We start from the raw sequence: 16220 nt of genomic DNA on the forward strand, positions 1-16220 counted from the left end.
GTATTAAAAAAGGATGAACAGAACAATGAAAAAATCGTTAGTGGCTGTCAGCGTCATTGTGGTACTTGGCGCAGCATGGACTGGAGCCTCGTGGTATACCGGCAAACTGATTGAACAACGTATGGGTGAATTGGTTAACAATGCAAACGGTCAGATCAGAACCTTGCTACCAAAAGCCGGGGTGAAATTTGCCTATACTGACTACCAGCGCGGCCTGTTCCGTAGCCAGGTTCGCTATGTGTTACAAGCAGATAGCAGCGTTGCCGGTGAAAAAGCCCTAAAAGATGGTGACGAAGTGGTCTTCATCGAAACTATCGATCATGGCCCGTTCCCGTTAGCCCAGTTAAAAAAATTCAATCTGATCCCCAGTATGGCTTCGGTACATACCGAGCTTGCCAACACGCCAGCATTGAAAAAGCTGTTTGAAGTGACTAAGGGGCAATCACCATTTACTGCCGACTCCCGCATTTCATACGGCGGTGATACCTCTTCTGCCATTACCTTCATTCCTATTGATTATCAGCAAAATGCCACCAGCGTGAAATTCTCTGGTGCCAAAATTGATGCTGATGTTTCGCGCGATATGCGTGATGTGAAAATGAGCGGTTCTAGCGATAGTCTGGTAGTCGCCAGCAAAAACCAGTGGGATCAAGTGGAGCAATTCACGCTGCAAGGTCTGTCAGTGAAAAGTGACAGCAAAACCGGCAAGTTTGATCTGAGCATTGGTGAGCAGCAACTTGGCATCAAACAGATCGGTTTCAGTCTCGAAGGCAAAGATATTGCCACCTTGGTTGGTTTTAACCTGAATACCCAGTTAGGTGAAACCGATAAAGACCTGAACGGTAAGCTGACCTACACGCTAGATGCGTTGAAAGTTCAAGGTAATGACTTTGGCTCTGGCAAACTGGCCTTTACTTTCGCTAACCTCGATGGTCAAAGCCTGAAGCAATTCGCCAGTGCTTATAATCAGCAAGTGATGAAAGCCGTGCAAGCGGGTGAAAATCTCGATCCTGAAGCTTATCAGCAACAAATGACTGAGATATTGCTGGCCAATCTTCCGGGCTTGCTGAAAGGTAACCCGACAGTGAGCATTGCACCACTAAGCTGGAAAAATGCCAAAGGGGAAAGTACCTTTACCCTGAATGTCGCACTGGCTGATCCAGCACAGGCCAAAGCCACTAATCAGCCACTGTTAGCACAGTCAGTGAAAAAAGTAGATGCGGCGCTGATTATCCCGATGCCAATGGCCGTCGAGTTGATATCCCAGGTTGCCCGTCTGCAAGGTCACTACAGCCAGGAAGAAACCCAGAAATCGGCGCAGCAGCAGGTTCAGGGTATGGCGGCTATGGGCCAGATGTTTAAACTGACCACCACCAAAGATGATGTTATCAGCAGCAGCTTCCAATATGCTGATAACCAAGTCGATTTGAATGGTCAGAAAATGTCACTGCAAGAATTCGTCGGGCTGTTTGGTATGTTCGGTGGACCAGATGCAGAAGATGACAGTAATGAGCTTGAAACAGTCCCCGCCACTCCAGTACCAGATGCTCCAGCAAAATAAGTCTTTTATCGGCGGAATATCAAGCGGAGCCTGCGGGCTCCGTTTTTTATGGTGGCAAGGTTTTGATTCGTCGTACCTGTTCCAAAAATGAACGCAGTACCGGTGACTGATTATCCGATAAATAGGCAATGCCAATCCCCATGGATAAAGCAGCAAACTCATGGTTAAGTGCCCGGAAAACAACACCCTCTCGTTTTACCTTCTTCAGTGATGAGGGGATCAGCCCAATGCCTTGCTCTTCAGCAATCAGGCCCAGCAAGATATGGTGATCCACCGGTTCGGGAATTACCGGAAAAGTAAAACCAACCCGATCAAAAAACGCCTGACAATAGTCATAGAAACCTGGATTCAAGCGCCGTTTGAACCAAAAAATGGGCTCATCTCTGAGGTCATTTAAACTCAATTTTCGTTTACTGGCTAACCGGTGATGTGCGGGCAAAGCCGCAATAAAAGGCTCCTGATAAATCGACTCGATGGCTAAACCCGCCCCGGCGATGCTGGTATTCAATCCGATAAAAGCAACATCCATCACACCATTCTTGATATCGCGCAGCAGATAGAGTGACGTCTTACCCTTGGTCACAATCTGCCAGTTGGGAAATAGCTGACTAAGTTGTTGCTGCATATCGGGAATAACACTGCGATCAAATACCGTGGTATAGCCAATAACAAATTTTCGGTATTCAGGGTCCTGAGCGGACCGCGCCACAGTAATGGCTTTCTCGGCCTGCAACAGTGCCAACTTAGCTTCAGGCAAGAATGCGGCTCCTGCCCCGGTCAATGTGACACCGGATTTACTCCTGAGAAATAACTGCACTCCTAGCAACTCTTCCAACTGCTGAATTTGCCGACTCAGTGGTGGCTGAGAGATATGCAACCGCTCAGCCGCCCGCCTGAAGCTGAGTTCTTCGCTGACCGCCACAAAGTAGCGGAATTGTCGTAAATCAATCGCTGTATTCATACCTAAAAAGTATCACCTAAAGGGTATTGGATACAATGCTTCTTCGTAGCCTAGAGTAACGCTCAGTAAAAGATGAGTTTGTTGAAAATCCACTCTAAAGATAAGGTTGCGACCGATGAAAACTGGCCTGTATTCCCTGATATTAGGATGCAATACCCTTTTGCTTCCTCTCGCCTTCCCGTCAATCAGCCTAGCGCAGTCAATAGCGGCTGAAAATATTAGCCAATGGCAAGGATTTAATGCCCCAACCGGCATCGCCACCGCAAAAGATGGAACGGTCTATGTGACTAACTGGGGCGGCAATACCGTCGACAGAATCGCACCTGATGGCTCCCGTACCGTTTTTCTGACTGGAATATCCTCGCCAGCAGGTATTGTCATTGATAACGATGGCACCCTTTTCGTGGCATCCTATTCCGGTGACTATATCGAGGCCATAGCGCCCGACGGGGCCAGAAAACGACTGGTTGAGGGACTTGCCACTCCAACTGGACTGGCCCTTGCGGCTAATGGTCAACTGCTCGTGGCCAATAGAGCAGCCGGTCAGATTTTGTCGATCAATAAATCAAACGGCCAACAGCGTGTTGTTGCCCGCTCACTATCCCTGCCAGTAGGCGTTGTGGAAATGAAAGACGGCAGTCTGGTTTCGTCGCAGTACGGCGGGCGAGTGACCCGGATTAAACCCGATGGAACCACACAGGAGCTGGGGAAAGACTTTACCCGACCGGGTGTAGGTATTCTGGCTGATGGCGATGATGCCGTTTTTGTCATTGATAATGGGGCTAACGTGGTACGGCGGGTTTCATTCTCAGGGCAGACACAGACCATCGGCCCTGAAATGACTGGCGGTAGCGCGGTCGCACTGGGTTGGGGCAATAGCAACGAACTACTGGCAGGCGCTTGGGGCAGCAATAGGATTTACCGTATCCAGTTGACGCGTTAGCCTGAACAACAGAGACAAAGACGCGGCCAAGAGAGTTCGGCCGCGCTTGTTTCTGCCTGTAGTGACCAACAAGGTGATCGTTGCGATCAGGCCGAACCACGGCGGATCAGCACCGGCGGTAATATGACACTTTGTAGTTGCAAATCGACCCCGGCGATCCGTTGTAGCAGCCGCTGGCCAGCGCTGTAGCCAATCTCTCTGGCAGAACTGGTGATAAAGGTTAACGGCGGCTCGGTGAGTTCGGCTTCCGGTACATCACCAAAACCAATCAATGCCACTTGCTGATCGAGATAAGTATCCACCCCGGCACTGCCAATGGTCCTGCCGGTACGTAAAATACCAAAATAAGCCCCCAAGGCAACTGACGCCTGATGGCACACGATGGCGCTGACATTGGGGTGATGGCGCAATAACTCTTCGGCTGCATCGGCGGCTGCTTGTTGGTGGCTATCACACTCCACCACCCACTCTGAGCGAAACGGCAGCCCATATTGTACCAAGGTGGCACAAAAGCCCCCTAGCCGCTCAGCACGCGTCAATGAGTGCGAATGCCCGCCCAGATAAGCTATTTGCCGATGACCGCGCTCAATAAGAAACTCCGTGGCCATTTTAGCCGCTTGCATATTGTCTGGCCGCACCACGTCCACGCCATCCAACACATTCGATCGCGCTGCACAAATCAGCGGGATATCATGCTCGGCGGCTTTTTCTTGCAATCCCATTTCCCGTTTGGCACCGCCCCCCAGCACCAAACCATCAACCCCTTGGTCAATCAGCGTATCAAAACAACGCAATAGCCCTTTCCCTTCGCGGCCACTTTGGGTCAAAAACAACAGCTTGCCCTCGGCTTCAATGGCCTGACTTAATCCCGCGGTCATCTCGGCATAAAAGGGATCGCCGATATCGCGCACGATCAAGCCAATCACGCCAGACTCCCCGCCGCGTAATTGGGCCGCCTGACGGTTACGCACATAACCTAATTGTTCTATTGCCTGATTAACCCGGTCGGAAGTAGCCGGAGAAATACGCCCTTTGCCACTAATAGCGAGTGAAACCGTCGCGACTGAGACGCCCGCAAATTTGGCCACATCGGTAATTGTCGTTTTTTTAATTGTCATAACCGCTGATAAGCATTGTTAACTTAGTCTGGTCAATCTTCGTACTTCAGCACGAAGCCCAATACATCCGGATAAATGTTACACCCACAGCATCTAATTCATCCTACAAAACACGCCAAGTTAAACGTTTAATCTGATGATTTACTCTAATACAAAAATAGGATCCGTAATTGTGACTTGTCGCTCATATTATCTGGGTTAAACGTTTTATCTTGTTTTACCTCCAGACAGGGAGACGATAGACCCGCTATGGCACCTCAATCAATATCAGCGGGTGGCGTTTTTAATATCAGCATTTTTAACATCAGGTGTGTTAAGCACAGGAGTCACTATGTCAGCGGTAAAAAAACAAAAAATTACGCTGTGGGAGTTTTTCCAAAGTTTAGGGAAAACCTTCATGCTACCCGTCGCCCTGCTCTCCTTCTGTGGGATCATGCTGGGTATCGGCAGTTCACTCAGCAGCAAGGATGTCATCACTCTCTTGCCATTCATTGGTCATCCGGCCTTCCAGCTATTATTTACCTGGATGAGTAAAGTTGGCTCATTTGCCTTTAGCTTCTTACCAGTGATGTTCGCCATCGCCATCCCTCTGGGTATGGCGCGCGAAAACAAAGGTGTGGCGGCGTTCTCCGGTTTTGTCGGCTTTGCGGTACTGAATCTGGCCACCAACTTTTACCTCACCACCAGCGGTGTGTTGCCGACGACCGATCCATTGGTACTGAAAACCCATAACATTCAGAATATTTTGGGTATTCAGTCTATCGATACCGGTATTTTGGGTGCAGTCATTGTCGGGGTTATTGTTTACCTGCTCCATGAGCGCTTCAACACCATTCGCCTGCCTGATGCATTAGCTTTCTTCGGCGGCACCCGCTTTGTCCCGATTGTCACAACCGTGGTGCTCGGGCTGGTTGGTTTATTGATCCCGCTGATCTGGCCTTGGTTTGCTGCCGGTATTAATGGATTAGGCCGCTTGATCAATGGTGCCGGGATGTTTGGCCCAATGATTTTCGGTAGTGGCGAGCGCTTATTACTGCCCTTTGGTTTACACCATATATTGGTAGCGCTGATTCGCTTCACTGAAGCAGGCGGTACTATGGATGTTTGCGGTCATAGTGTTAGTGGTGCATTAACCATCTTCCAGGCGCAATTATCCTGCCCGACCACCACCGGCTTCTCTGAAAGCGCAACGCGCTTCTTGTCTCAGGGCAAAATGCCAGCCTTCCTTGGTGGTTTGCCGGGTGCGGCACTGGCCATGTATCACTGCGCCAAACCTGAAAACCGTCATAAAATTAAAGGATTGCTGATTTCTGGTGTCGTGGCCTGTGTGGTCGGCGGCACTACCGAACCGATTGAATTCCTGTTCCTGTTTGTTGCGCCATTCCTCTATCTTATCCATGCCATCCTGACCGGTCTGGGCTTTACCGTCATGGCCTTACTGGGTGTCACCATCGGCAATACTGACGGCAATATCATTGATTTCGTGGTGTTCGGCATTCTGCATGGCACCGCCACCAAATGGTACTGGGTGCCGGTAGTGGCGGGGATCTGGTTTGTGGCTTACTACATGATCTTCCGTTTTGCTATTCAGCACTTCAATATCAAAACACCGGGACGTGAGAGTGAAACCACCGCCAGTAGCAATGCTGAAAAAGCCGCCAGTAGCGCAGTTACCGGCAAATCCGGCTATAACTCTCCGGCTATCCTCACCGCGTTGGGTGGTGCAGATAATATTGTCTCATTAGATAACTGTATTACTCGCTTACGTATGTCAGTGAAAGATATGAGTCTGGTAGACAAAGAAGCTCTGAAAGCCAACCGAGCCATCGGGGTTATTCAACTCAACGATCACAACCTTCAAGTGGTTATTGGCCCGCAAGTGCAATCAGTGAAAGATGAATTAGACTCACTGATAGGCAATGAACAATTTGCCACGTCCTAACTCGATAATCCGTTAAGCTATTACTAAAGACCGATTATTTGCCCATCAAGACCCAACGTATTTGACCTGGCGGCTAACCCGCCAGCGGCGTCAAATACCGCGGGTCTCTTTGATAAGCGAGATGCAAATGTTTGATTTCTCCACCCCTGTCGATCGCCACGGCACTTGGTGTACCCAATGGGACTACATTGCTGACCGTTTTGGCGCCGCAGACTTGCTGCCCTTTACTATCTCGGATATGGACTTCCCCACCGCACCGGTTATTTTACAGGCGCTAAATCAGCGCATTGAGCATGGGGTGTTGGGCTACAGTCGCTGGCAGCATGAAGATTTTCTGGGCGCAGTTCGTCATTGGTATCAGCAACGTTTTCATTGCCATATTGATACCTCAATGGCGGTTTATGGCCCATCGGTGATTTATATGGTGGCCCAGTTGATTCGCTGCTGGTCAGCCCCCGGCGATTTCATCGTCACCCATACCCCAGCTTATGATGCTTTTTACAAAGTGATCCTGGGCAATCAGCGTCAATTACTGAGTTGCCCGCTGCATAAAGTCGATAACCAGTGGCAATGTGACATGGCCCATCTGGAGGCTTTGCTGGCGCGCCCTCAGACTAAAATTTTGCTACTGTGCAGCCCACATAACCCAACAGGTAAAGTCTGGACACCGCAAGAGCTGGCGCAGATGGCCGAGTTATGTGAACGTCATCAGGTCAAAGTTATCAGTGATGAGATCCACATGGACATGACCTGGGGTGATCAGGTTCATACGCCGTGGAGTGAGGTTGGTCAAACACCTTGGGCGTTACTGACCTCTGGCTCCAAGACGTTTAATATTCCCGCGTTAACCGGCGCTTACGGTTTTATCAGCGACACTGAAACCCGCGATATCTATACCCAGATGTTAAAGGGCCGAGATGGCCTCTCTTCCCCGGCGGTGCTGGCAATCGTCGCGCATATTGCCGCGTATCGGCAGGCAGAGCCTTGGTTGGATGAATTGCGCCACTATCTGCAAGCTAATCTGGCTTATGTTGCCCAGCGGTTGAATGAAGCCTTCCCGACATTGGACTGGCAGCCGCCACAGGCAACCTATTTGGCATGGATAGATTTGCGTCCACTGAATCTTGATGATCACCAATTACAGAATGTGCTGATCGAGCAACAGAAAGTCGCCATTATGCCCGGCTTTACCTATGGTGAAGAGGGGCGCGGTTTCCTGCGCCTCAATGTCGGCTGCTCGCGCAGTAAAGTGGTAGCCGGTATGGATAAGTTGATTGCTGGCATCCAATTTTTGCAAGGAAAATAGCCACTCTTAACCAGAAACTTGATTCTTGTGCGCCACTCTATCCCAGAGTGGCGTTTTATCCCTTCCCCCGGCATCATCCCTACTGATAATCAAATAAAAGATATACTATTGAGCTACCTAATGGGACGAGGTCAATTTATATGCGCCGGGCCAGTCAATGAAAAAGAAAGAATTTATTGCGCAGGATTTACTGAGCAAAATGTACCAATATGGTGAAAACTTACCTGAAAAGTTACCGCCAGAACGCCAGTTGGCCGAGGAGTACGGCGTGTCGCGTTTTACCATTCGTAAAGCGTTGGAAAAACTGGCAGCCATTGGTGCAGTGCATATGGTGCAAGGCGCGGGGATCTTCATCAACCCCGGTGTTGGTAATAATCCGCTCGTGTATAACTCAATCACTGAGAAGAAATTCAACCAGATTAGCTTCCGTCTGATTAATCTGCATAAGCGCCGCCCTGATAATGAAGAGCAACAAATATTTAATCTCACTGCAGATGATTTTATCTGGGCATTTTCGCGTTTGCGTTACATTGATAACCGCAAAGTTCAAATTGAAAACTCCCGCATGCCGGTATCGGCCTTCCCTGATTTAACACCCAAAGTCATCGAAAGTTCGATCCAGCAATATATCCTCAGCAAAGGTTATCGCCTGTCTCACTCATTAACCCACTATCAGGCAATTAATATCAATAAAGAGCAGGCTGAATTACTCGGATGCAAGAAAGGCATTGCCGCCATGCATATCCTGAACCGAGGAATTTTGCAGGACGGCAGTGTCTATACTTTCAGTGATATCGTCGATATCGACTATTCCTGTACCTATATCATTCCGTTCAATCAGGACAACCTGAAATTTCGCCAAAGCTGAGCTGGATACCCGTCAATGCCTTATGCCACCGCCCTCTAAGGCGTATGAATGGTGCCATTTGGCAGGCGGCTTTGCGTCCATTCATGAGGCCGATAAACTACTGGGAATTCATTCGCTAATTTGCCATCAAAATCAACGCCAATTCCGGCTTGCTCAATCGGATAGAAATAGCCTGACTCCGGGACCACAGCTCCGGGGAAAACATGGGTGGTGTTGGTCGGATAGGCCACAAATTCCTGAATTGCCGCATTGTGCAGGTAAATATTTAGATGTGTATTAACTGCCGCACCAATGGGGGTCATATCCGGCGGACAATGCCAGGCGAGCCGCACGCCAAAACTTTGGCAGAAACTGCCCAATTTTAATGCCGGCGTAATCCCGCCAATCTGCGAAACATGGCAGCGCAGGAAATCGATGCGGCGATGAATAATCAGATCTTTCCATTCTGCGGGGTTATTAAATAGCTCACCGGTGGCAAGAGGAACCGCAGTCTGATGACGAATCTGCTCCAACCATTCATTCTGATTGGGCGGCAAAATATCTTCAATATAGTAAGGCCGGAAAGCTTCTAACTGCTTGGCGAATTGCACGGCTTGCTGTGGGAACAGACGCTCATGGACATCATGTAATATATGGAATTGATTGCCATATTTTTCGCGCAGCGCCTTGAACATTGCCAGCGTGTTATCCATATATTGGTCTTGGTCATAATAGGCCCCTTCCGTTGGCTCACGAGTGACATGTAAATTTTCAGCATTGCCGCCATAGAAACCCAACTGACAGCGAATATGCCGATACCCTTGCGCCAGAAGTTTATCCACCTCAAGGTAGAGCCCTTCGAGAGTATCGCTGGCGGCATGGCTATATACCGCAATAGCATCTTTCGATTTACCACCAAACAGCTGATACAGCGGCATATCAGCTAACTTACCTTTAATATCCCACAGCGCCATATCAATGCCTGCGATAGCATTGTTAATCACCGGGCCGTTGCGCCAATAAGCATTGACCATCATCATCTGCCATAAATCTTCAATATTATTGGCATCACGTCCCAGTAATAATGGCCGCAGATATTCATCCACCATCACTTTAACCGCCAAAGGACGCTGCTGAAATGTGGCACAACCCAAGCCAACCACCCCTTTATCGGTTTCAATTTTAACCACCACCAAATTATGGCGATCAGGTCGAGTTATTTGACATTCAATGCCAGTGATTAATGTGGGTTGCATGCAACGCTCCTTGACAGCACTCAAGTAACCACTCTTTCGACGGGTTACAAGCTATGCGAAAATAAATAAATTTGTATGAAGTATTTGCTGATTTCACCTTATTTCGCCGGGCGTTGTAAACCTTAAATTTAAATGTTTTTTTTGGTCTGTAATTCACGCTATTTATCATAAAAAACCATACCAATTTACTGAAAACACCCTCAGATAAGCTCAACACACCGAATAGTGTGATACAGAGCATGATTTATTGGTTTGTTTTTAATATTTAGTAAATCTATTATCTTTCACAGTTAATAAAAATAATTATTCAGGTGCGAGGGCTTTATGGGCAGGACTGAGGCATGTCAATTAATAATCAAACTGGTTGGTGGACAGAAGAATATAAATAAAGTCTGGCACTGCATGACGCGCCTGCGTTTTGATTTAATTGATGATAGTCAAGTTGACTGGGAAAAAATCAAAGCATTACCCGGCGTATTAGGGGCGCAAAACCAGAGCGACCAGGTGCAAATTATTATCGGGCCCAAGGTTAATGCCTGGTATCAGGATATTGTTGATAACCTGGAACCTGAAGAAAATAAACCTTCAACCGCCCCTAAGGCGCGCAAAAGCCTGATCTCGCTGTTTATGGATACCGTTTCTGGCGTATTCGGCCCTATCGTGCCAGCAATTGCCGGTGCGGGGATGATTAAAGGCTTATTGGCAGGATTGATCGCGCTGAAAATCATCTCGGCCAAAAGCGATACCGTCATGATTATTGACTTAATTGCCAGTGGCGTATTCTATTTTCTGCCCTTCTTCCTTGCCGTCTCTGCGGCCAAAATATTTAAAACTAACGAATATCTGGCTGCCGCAGTTGCAGCTTGTCTGATGTACCCCACACTGATTGATGCCGCCAAAGCACTGGCGGCACATACTCCGGGCGCCGTTAACGTCATCTATTTTATGGACATTGTTCCGGTGTCGGTATTTAACTATTCCGCTAGCGTAATACCGGTTATTTTCTCGATTCTGGCACTGAGTTACATTCATCGCTGGGTCGATAAAATTATGCCCGATGTGCTGAAAACCGTCTTTACCCCGACCCTAACCCTGTTTATCACCGCCCTGGTTTCATTAACACTGATTGGCCCTGCGGGGATTTATTTAGGCAAACTGTTGGCATTTTGTATTCAGGGATTATTTGATATTTCGTCAGTATTTGCTGGCTTTATTGTCGGGGCCATTCGCCCGGTCGCCATTCTGACCGGTATGCATCACGCCATGACGCCGATTGCATTGCAAAACTTTACTGACAAAGGTTTTGATATGTTGATGCCGATGATGTTTATGGCCAATATGGCTATTGCCGGTTCCACCTTTGCTATCTATTTCCATGTTAAAACACGAGAAGAGAGAACCGTGGTATTGTCAGCGGCGGTTTCTGGCTTACTGGGAATAACCGAGCCGGCCCTGTTTGGGGTATTAACCAAATACAAGAAAGCTTTTATTGCCACCACCATCAGTAGCTCCATCGCCTCTGCATTTATCGCCTTCTTCGGTGTCCGACTTTATGGCTATATTCTGTCGAGCATATTTAGCCTGCCCGCCTATATTGGCCCTTACTTTATCTATATTTTGCTGGGGGTCACTCTGGCGCTTGGGCTGTCCTTCACCCTCACTTATCTGCTGGTGGTGCGATCGGAAAAGAAACTCGTCGCGGTAGAGTCTTAGTCGGTAATTAAAAATTGAGTGAGATGATGGGTGGACGGTGTCGTTCACCCATCATTCATTTGTGATACTAATCACTTTTCTATGCAACAGGATGGATATTTTCATCGATTTGTTTTTATAATGTTCTGCACTTTACCTACTAACAGCAAAATCTAAGTGAGTGCACAATATGATCGACGCCCGCCTTCCTCTGACCGACATTCATCGCCACCTTGATGGCAATATCCGTGCGCAAACTATTTTGGACCTGGGTCGCCAGTTCAATTTATCATTACCGGCTAATGAGTTAGATGCCCTGCGTCCGCATGTACAAATCACTAAAACTGAACCTGATTTAGTCAGTTTCCTGCAAAAACTGGATTGGGGCGTGGCGGTATTAGGCTCACTGGATGCTTGTCGTCGCGTGGCTTACGAAAACGTCGAAGATGCGGCAAACGCGGGTTTGCATTATGCCGAGTTGCGCTTTTCTCCTTTCTACATGGCCATGAAACACCAGTTACCGGTGGCCGGGGTTGTTGAGGCGGTGATTGACGGTATCAAGTCCGGCTGCCGTGATTTTGCTATTGATATTCGCCTTATCGGCATTCTCAGCCGCACCTTTGGTGAGCAGGCCTGCTTGCAGGAACTGGATGGCTTACTGGCCCATCGCGATAGCATCACGGCACTGGATCTGGCCGGTGACGAGCTGGGTTTCCCCGGCGGCCTGTTCCGCAGCCACTTCAATCGCGCGCGTGATGCGGGCTTGCATATCACCGTCCATGCCGGCGAAGCGGCTGGCCCAGAGAGCATTTGGCAGGCTATCCGTGAGTTAGGGGCTGAACGTATTGGTCACGGTGTTAAAGCGGTAGAAGATATTAAGCTGATGGATTATTTGGCTGAGCATAAGATTGGGATTGAATCCTGTCTAACCTCCAATATCCAAACCAGCACGGTCGCCTCTTTGGCAACCCACCCTTTAGCCACCTTCCTGCGTCATGGCGTGATGGCCTCCATTAATACTGATGACCCTGCGGTTCAGGGGATTGAAATTGCCCATGAGTATCATGTTGCCGCACCTGCCGCGGGCCTGACAGCGCAAGAAATTCGCCAGGCACAAGAAAATGGTCTGGCCATGGCCTTTATCAGCGAGCAAGAAAAACAGGCGCTGCGTGACAAAATTCGCGCTTAAAGCAGTTCGTGGCTCTGCCGCCGAGATAATGACATAAAAAACGCCCGTATTTCATTGAAGTACGGGCGTTTTATTTTGATATTAACTGTGCTGATAAATTACTTGGTTTCTACGCCATCAGCAGAAACCGACGCGATAGCCACTGACTCTTTATCCGCCTTTTCTTTAGCGATCCTTTTAGCATAACGCTGCGCCAATACTGCACAGACCATCAATTGAACTTGATGGAATATCATCAGCGGTAAGACCATAACCCCCACCACGGCGGCCGGAAATAGCACGTTAGCCATTGGAATACCATTCGCCAGACTTTTCTTCGAGCCACAGAACACGATGGTAATCTCATCGGCAGTGTTGAAACCGAGCCAGCGCGCCGCGTAGGTATTGACGACCAACACTATGGTCAGCAACACCATTGAACACACCAATATAGCTAACAGTGACCAGCCGTCGATTTGATGCCAAATTCCCTGCACCACCGCCTCGCTGAAGGCCACATACACCACCAACAGAATTGATGACCGGTCAGTGATATTGACTAACTTTTTATGGCGCTCGACCCACTTGGCAATCAGTGGTCGTGATAAATGGCCCACAATAAATGGCGCCATCAATTGCATGACGATAGAACCAATAGCATGCAAGGTATCAGTATCGCCGCCCTGGGTTTGCATTAACATGCCCACCAGAATCGGTGACAAGAAGACCCCAAGAATACTGGAGGCCGAGGCGCTACATATTGCCGCCGCCACATTGCCGCCCGCCACCGAGGTATAGGCAATGGCGGATTGGACTGTCGCGGGCAGCGCACACAAATAGAGAAAACCCAGATATAACGTAGGAGTTAAAACGCCGGGCACCAGCACATTCATGCCCAAACCCAGCAGCGGGAATAAAGCAAAGGTACTGAGGAACACCACCAGATGCAGCTTCCAGTGCCCCATACCGGAGACTATCGCCGCACGCGAAAGTTTGGCTCCATGCATAAAGAATAATAAGGCGATGGCCGCCGTCGTCAGGTGTTCAAACCACACTTTAACTTCCCCTTCACAAGGGAAAATCGAGGCAATGATGACCACCAAAATTAGGACTAATAAAAACTTATCTATTTTTAAACGCTGTAACCAAGACATGCCACTGTAATCCTTCTCCCCAGTGAACTTGACGCCACAAAGTGATTAGCGGCCTCGCTGCGACATCAAGTTCTTTAGGATATCTTTTAAATAAAAAACTGAGTGTCTGATAACACTCAGTTCAGTGTGGCAACTCAGTTTGCAGATGAAACCGGCAGCGCTTTTTTCTGTTGATCAGAGGCGATACCCAGCTCAATCAATTCCATCACTTTAATCGCTTCAGATGCTGGCACCGGATTGGCGGCAATACCTAAAATAGCATCGCGAATACCTGCGTAATAAGCAGGATAATTACCCGGTAATGTCAGTAACGGTTGCTCTGCCAGAACACCATCATGTGACAGTGTCACTATGCCATCGCGCATATCATAGCCCCAGTCAGCCTGAGGTAGACGCTCACCCGCCTTCAGCCTATCTTCCTGAGGGTCCAAGCCAAATTTAATATAGCTGCCTTGCATACCATGGACGATATAGCGCGCAGTTTCTGCCGCTGCCAATACCGTGCCGTGCAGCACCACGCGCTGCCCCGGATAGCTAAGAATGGCATGGAAATAATCAACCGACTGCGCACCTGGGCGCAACATCCCCAGATCCACATTCAAGGTTTCAGGTAAGCCAAACAGTTGCAGCGCCTGATCCAGCAGATGCGGCCCCAAATCGTACCAAATGCCACTGCCAGCACCGGCTTGTTCACGCCAACGCTGGCGGATCTCCGGGCGATAGCGGTCAAAATGAGACTCAAAATAGACCACTTTCCCCAGCGCACCTTCTGCCAGCAAAGTTTTGAGGGTGAGAAAATCGCTATCCCAACGACGGTTGTGGAACACCGATAGCAATAAACCGGCGTCATCTGCTTGTTTTTTCAGCTCATTAGCTTGTGACAGTGTCACGGTAAACGGCTTATCGACCACCACATTTTTACCCGCTTCTAGTGCTCTTTGCGCCAGCGGGAAATGAGTATCATTGGGGGTTGGAATAACGATGAGGTCGATGGAAGGATCATCAAATAGCGCTTGCGGGTCAGCAACGACAGTCATTGATGGCCAGTCGGCATGAACTTTACTGGCATCACTGCTGGAAACACCTGCCAGTTCCAGTCCCGGCGTCCCCATAATCAGCGGTACATGGAACGTTTTACTGGCGTAGCCATAGCCCAGTAAACCTACTTTTATCTTGTCGGCCATTTTGTTTCCCCTTGCCCGGAATATTCGTCATCTTTACACTTCAAGTGGATCGATTTGACACCATGATGAATCCCGCGACAAGAGGTAATTTTAGACTTAACATTTCTGGCGGGATCAAATCCGCACCATCGCCTCCGAATTATCGCGCCATTCTGGCTGGCGCAAACTGCGCTGCGGGTAGTTGGTTTCAATACTGCGCCGCCTGAAATCACTGGGACTGACCCCAACACGCTTGCGGAAAACACGCGAGAAATAGAGCTGGTCATCATAGCCCACCACCCGGCCAATAGTGGCTATCGGCTCTTGGGTGGTTTGCAGCAATAATTTAGCCCGAATAACACGTTGGTCTTCGCGCCAGCGCAGGATATTGATTCCCACTTGCTCGCGAAATAGGTGTGCTAACCGTGATGGCGACAGGCATACATGGCGGGCAACCTCATCAATGCGCAGTTCACCGGCCAGATTGCCGGTAATAAACTGGCAGGCTTCGATAACTCGCGGATCCATAATACGTTGCGGGCTAAGAGGATCTTCTTCCATGGCACGCAGCAGCAGCCGCTCCAGTAAGTTCATCCCCAACTCTTCACCAAAACGGCGGCCCGACTTTTGTGTCTGCTCAATATTGGCGAACAGGCGGTCAAACTCCAGCAGCAAGTTATTATTAGGTAAAGACAAACGCCCAACCTCGTGGGTTTTGCTGTGCCACTCTAACCAGTCGGCCCAGTAGGCCCGTGGTCGGAAATAGACCCAACGATGATACCAGCAGTCACTGTTCGGTGAGCGGCCATAGTAGTGCGATGCTTTCGGCGGGAATAACAGCAAGTCACCGGGATTACTGTAAAACGTATTTTCACCGTCAAAAATCTTACCCTGACCTTTAATCGTCAGATTTAGAATATAGCCCTTCATGCCACCCGGCCGGTCGATAAAGAAATCGAGTGGTCCATCTGCCAGAATCGGGGTTAATCCCGCGACCAGATAGGCGTTAAAGGTGTAGCCTGGCAGTAAGGGATTGGGTTGCGGTTCCTGAACCATTCGATGATACATTTAGCCTCCCTGGAGTCTTTGTCTGTTATGTATTCAAATTC

13 protein-coding genes are annotated in these 16220 nt (G+C 48.9%); 7 read left to right on the forward strand and 6 right to left on the reverse strand.

Annotated elements, in window-relative coordinates:
• Positions 1–25 precede the first annotated feature (25 nt).
• The gene (locus tag N0H69_RS14300) at positions 26–1561 is read left to right on the forward strand and encodes a YdgA family protein (RefSeq protein WP_050151226.1); all 1536 of its coding nucleotides are present in this window, start codon (positions 26–28) and stop codon (positions 1559–1561) included.
• A 46-nt stretch (positions 1562–1607) separates the two neighbouring features.
• Here the strand turns inward: N0H69_RS14300 and N0H69_RS14305 are convergent, their stop codons facing one another.
• Entirely contained in the window at positions 1608–2522 is a 915-nt protein-coding gene (locus tag N0H69_RS14305) for a LysR family transcriptional regulator (RefSeq protein WP_050106971.1), read from the reverse strand.
• Positions 2523–2637: 115 nt separating this feature from the next.
• Between N0H69_RS14305 and N0H69_RS14310 the strand changes: the two genes are divergently transcribed.
• Positions 2638–3465: a Vgb family protein gene (locus tag N0H69_RS14310; protein WP_253272095.1), complete on the forward strand. Its 828-nt coding sequence runs from the start codon at positions 2638–2640 to the stop codon at positions 3463–3465.
• Positions 3466–3551: 86 nt separating this feature from the next.
• Here the strand turns inward: N0H69_RS14310 and N0H69_RS14315 are convergent, their stop codons facing one another.
• A complete protein-coding gene (locus N0H69_RS14315) occupies positions 3552–4583 on the reverse strand; it encodes a Mal regulon transcriptional regulator MalI (RefSeq protein ID WP_050106969.1) in 1032 nt (343 codons plus the stop codon).
• Positions 4584–4914: 331 nt separating this feature from the next.
• On the opposite strand from N0H69_RS14315, the gene malX reads away from it, so the two are divergent.
• The 3 genes from malX to N0H69_RS14330 all read left to right on the forward strand — a co-directional run bounded on the left by malX (position 4915) and on the right by N0H69_RS14330 (position 8699).
• Positions 4915–6525 carry a maltose/glucose-specific PTS transporter subunit IIBC gene (gene malX / locus N0H69_RS14320; protein ID WP_050106967.1) on the forward strand — a complete coding sequence of 537 codons (1611 nt, stop codon included), beginning with the start codon at positions 4915–4917 and terminating at the stop codon, positions 6523–6525.
• A 127-nt stretch (positions 6526–6652) separates the two neighbouring features.
• Positions 6653–7831 carry a MalY/PatB family protein gene (locus N0H69_RS14325; protein WP_050145952.1) on the forward strand — a complete coding sequence of 393 codons (1179 nt, stop codon included), beginning with the start codon at positions 6653–6655 and terminating at the stop codon, positions 7829–7831.
• A gap of 157 nt (positions 7832–7988) precedes the next feature.
• A complete protein-coding gene (locus N0H69_RS14330) occupies positions 7989–8699 on the forward strand; it encodes a GntR family transcriptional regulator (RefSeq protein WP_050106966.1) in 711 nt (236 codons plus the stop codon).
• 35 nt (positions 8700–8734) lie between these two features.
• Here N0H69_RS14330 and N0H69_RS14335 read toward each other — a convergent pair whose 3' ends face one another.
• Entirely contained in the window at positions 8735–9934 is a 1200-nt protein-coding gene (locus N0H69_RS14335) for an enolase C-terminal domain-like protein (RefSeq protein WP_050151227.1), read from the reverse strand.
• 324 nt (positions 9935–10258) lie between these two features.
• Between N0H69_RS14335 and N0H69_RS14340 the strand changes: the two genes are divergently transcribed.
• Positions 10259–11647, forward strand: coding sequence for a PTS transporter subunit EIIC (locus N0H69_RS14340; protein WP_050106963.1), 1389 nt, complete (start codon positions 10259–10261; stop codon positions 11645–11647).
• A gap of 169 nt (positions 11648–11816) precedes the next feature.
• Positions 11817–12815 carry an adenosine deaminase gene (add, locus tag N0H69_RS14345; RefSeq protein WP_050151228.1) on the forward strand — a complete coding sequence of 333 codons (999 nt, stop codon included), beginning with the start codon at positions 11817–11819 and terminating at the stop codon, positions 12813–12815.
• 98 nt (positions 12816–12913) lie between these two features.
• Here add and N0H69_RS14350 read toward each other — a convergent pair whose 3' ends face one another.
• The 3 genes from N0H69_RS14350 to araC all read right to left on the reverse strand — a co-directional run bounded on the left by N0H69_RS14350 (position 12914) and on the right by araC (position 16179).
• Positions 12914–13948, reverse strand: coding sequence for a bile acid:sodium symporter family protein (locus N0H69_RS14350; protein ID WP_050151229.1), 1035 nt, complete (start codon positions 13946–13948; stop codon positions 12914–12916).
• Positions 13949–14082: 134 nt separating this feature from the next.
• Positions 14083–15132 (reverse strand): oxidoreductase, encoded by a 1050-nt coding sequence (locus tag N0H69_RS14355; RefSeq protein WP_050151230.1) that lies wholly within the window; start codon positions 15130–15132, stop codon positions 14083–14085.
• Positions 15133–15246: 114 nt separating this feature from the next.
• On the reverse strand, positions 15247–16179 hold the full coding sequence (araC, locus tag N0H69_RS14360; protein WP_050106955.1) for an arabinose operon transcriptional regulator AraC: 933 nt from the start codon (positions 16177–16179) through the stop codon (positions 15247–15249).
• Positions 16180–16220 lie beyond the last annotated feature (41 nt).

It is taken from the genome of Yersinia alsatica, assembly GCF_025133195.1.
Lineage (GTDB): Bacteria > Pseudomonadota > Gammaproteobacteria > Enterobacterales > Enterobacteriaceae > Yersinia > Yersinia alsatica.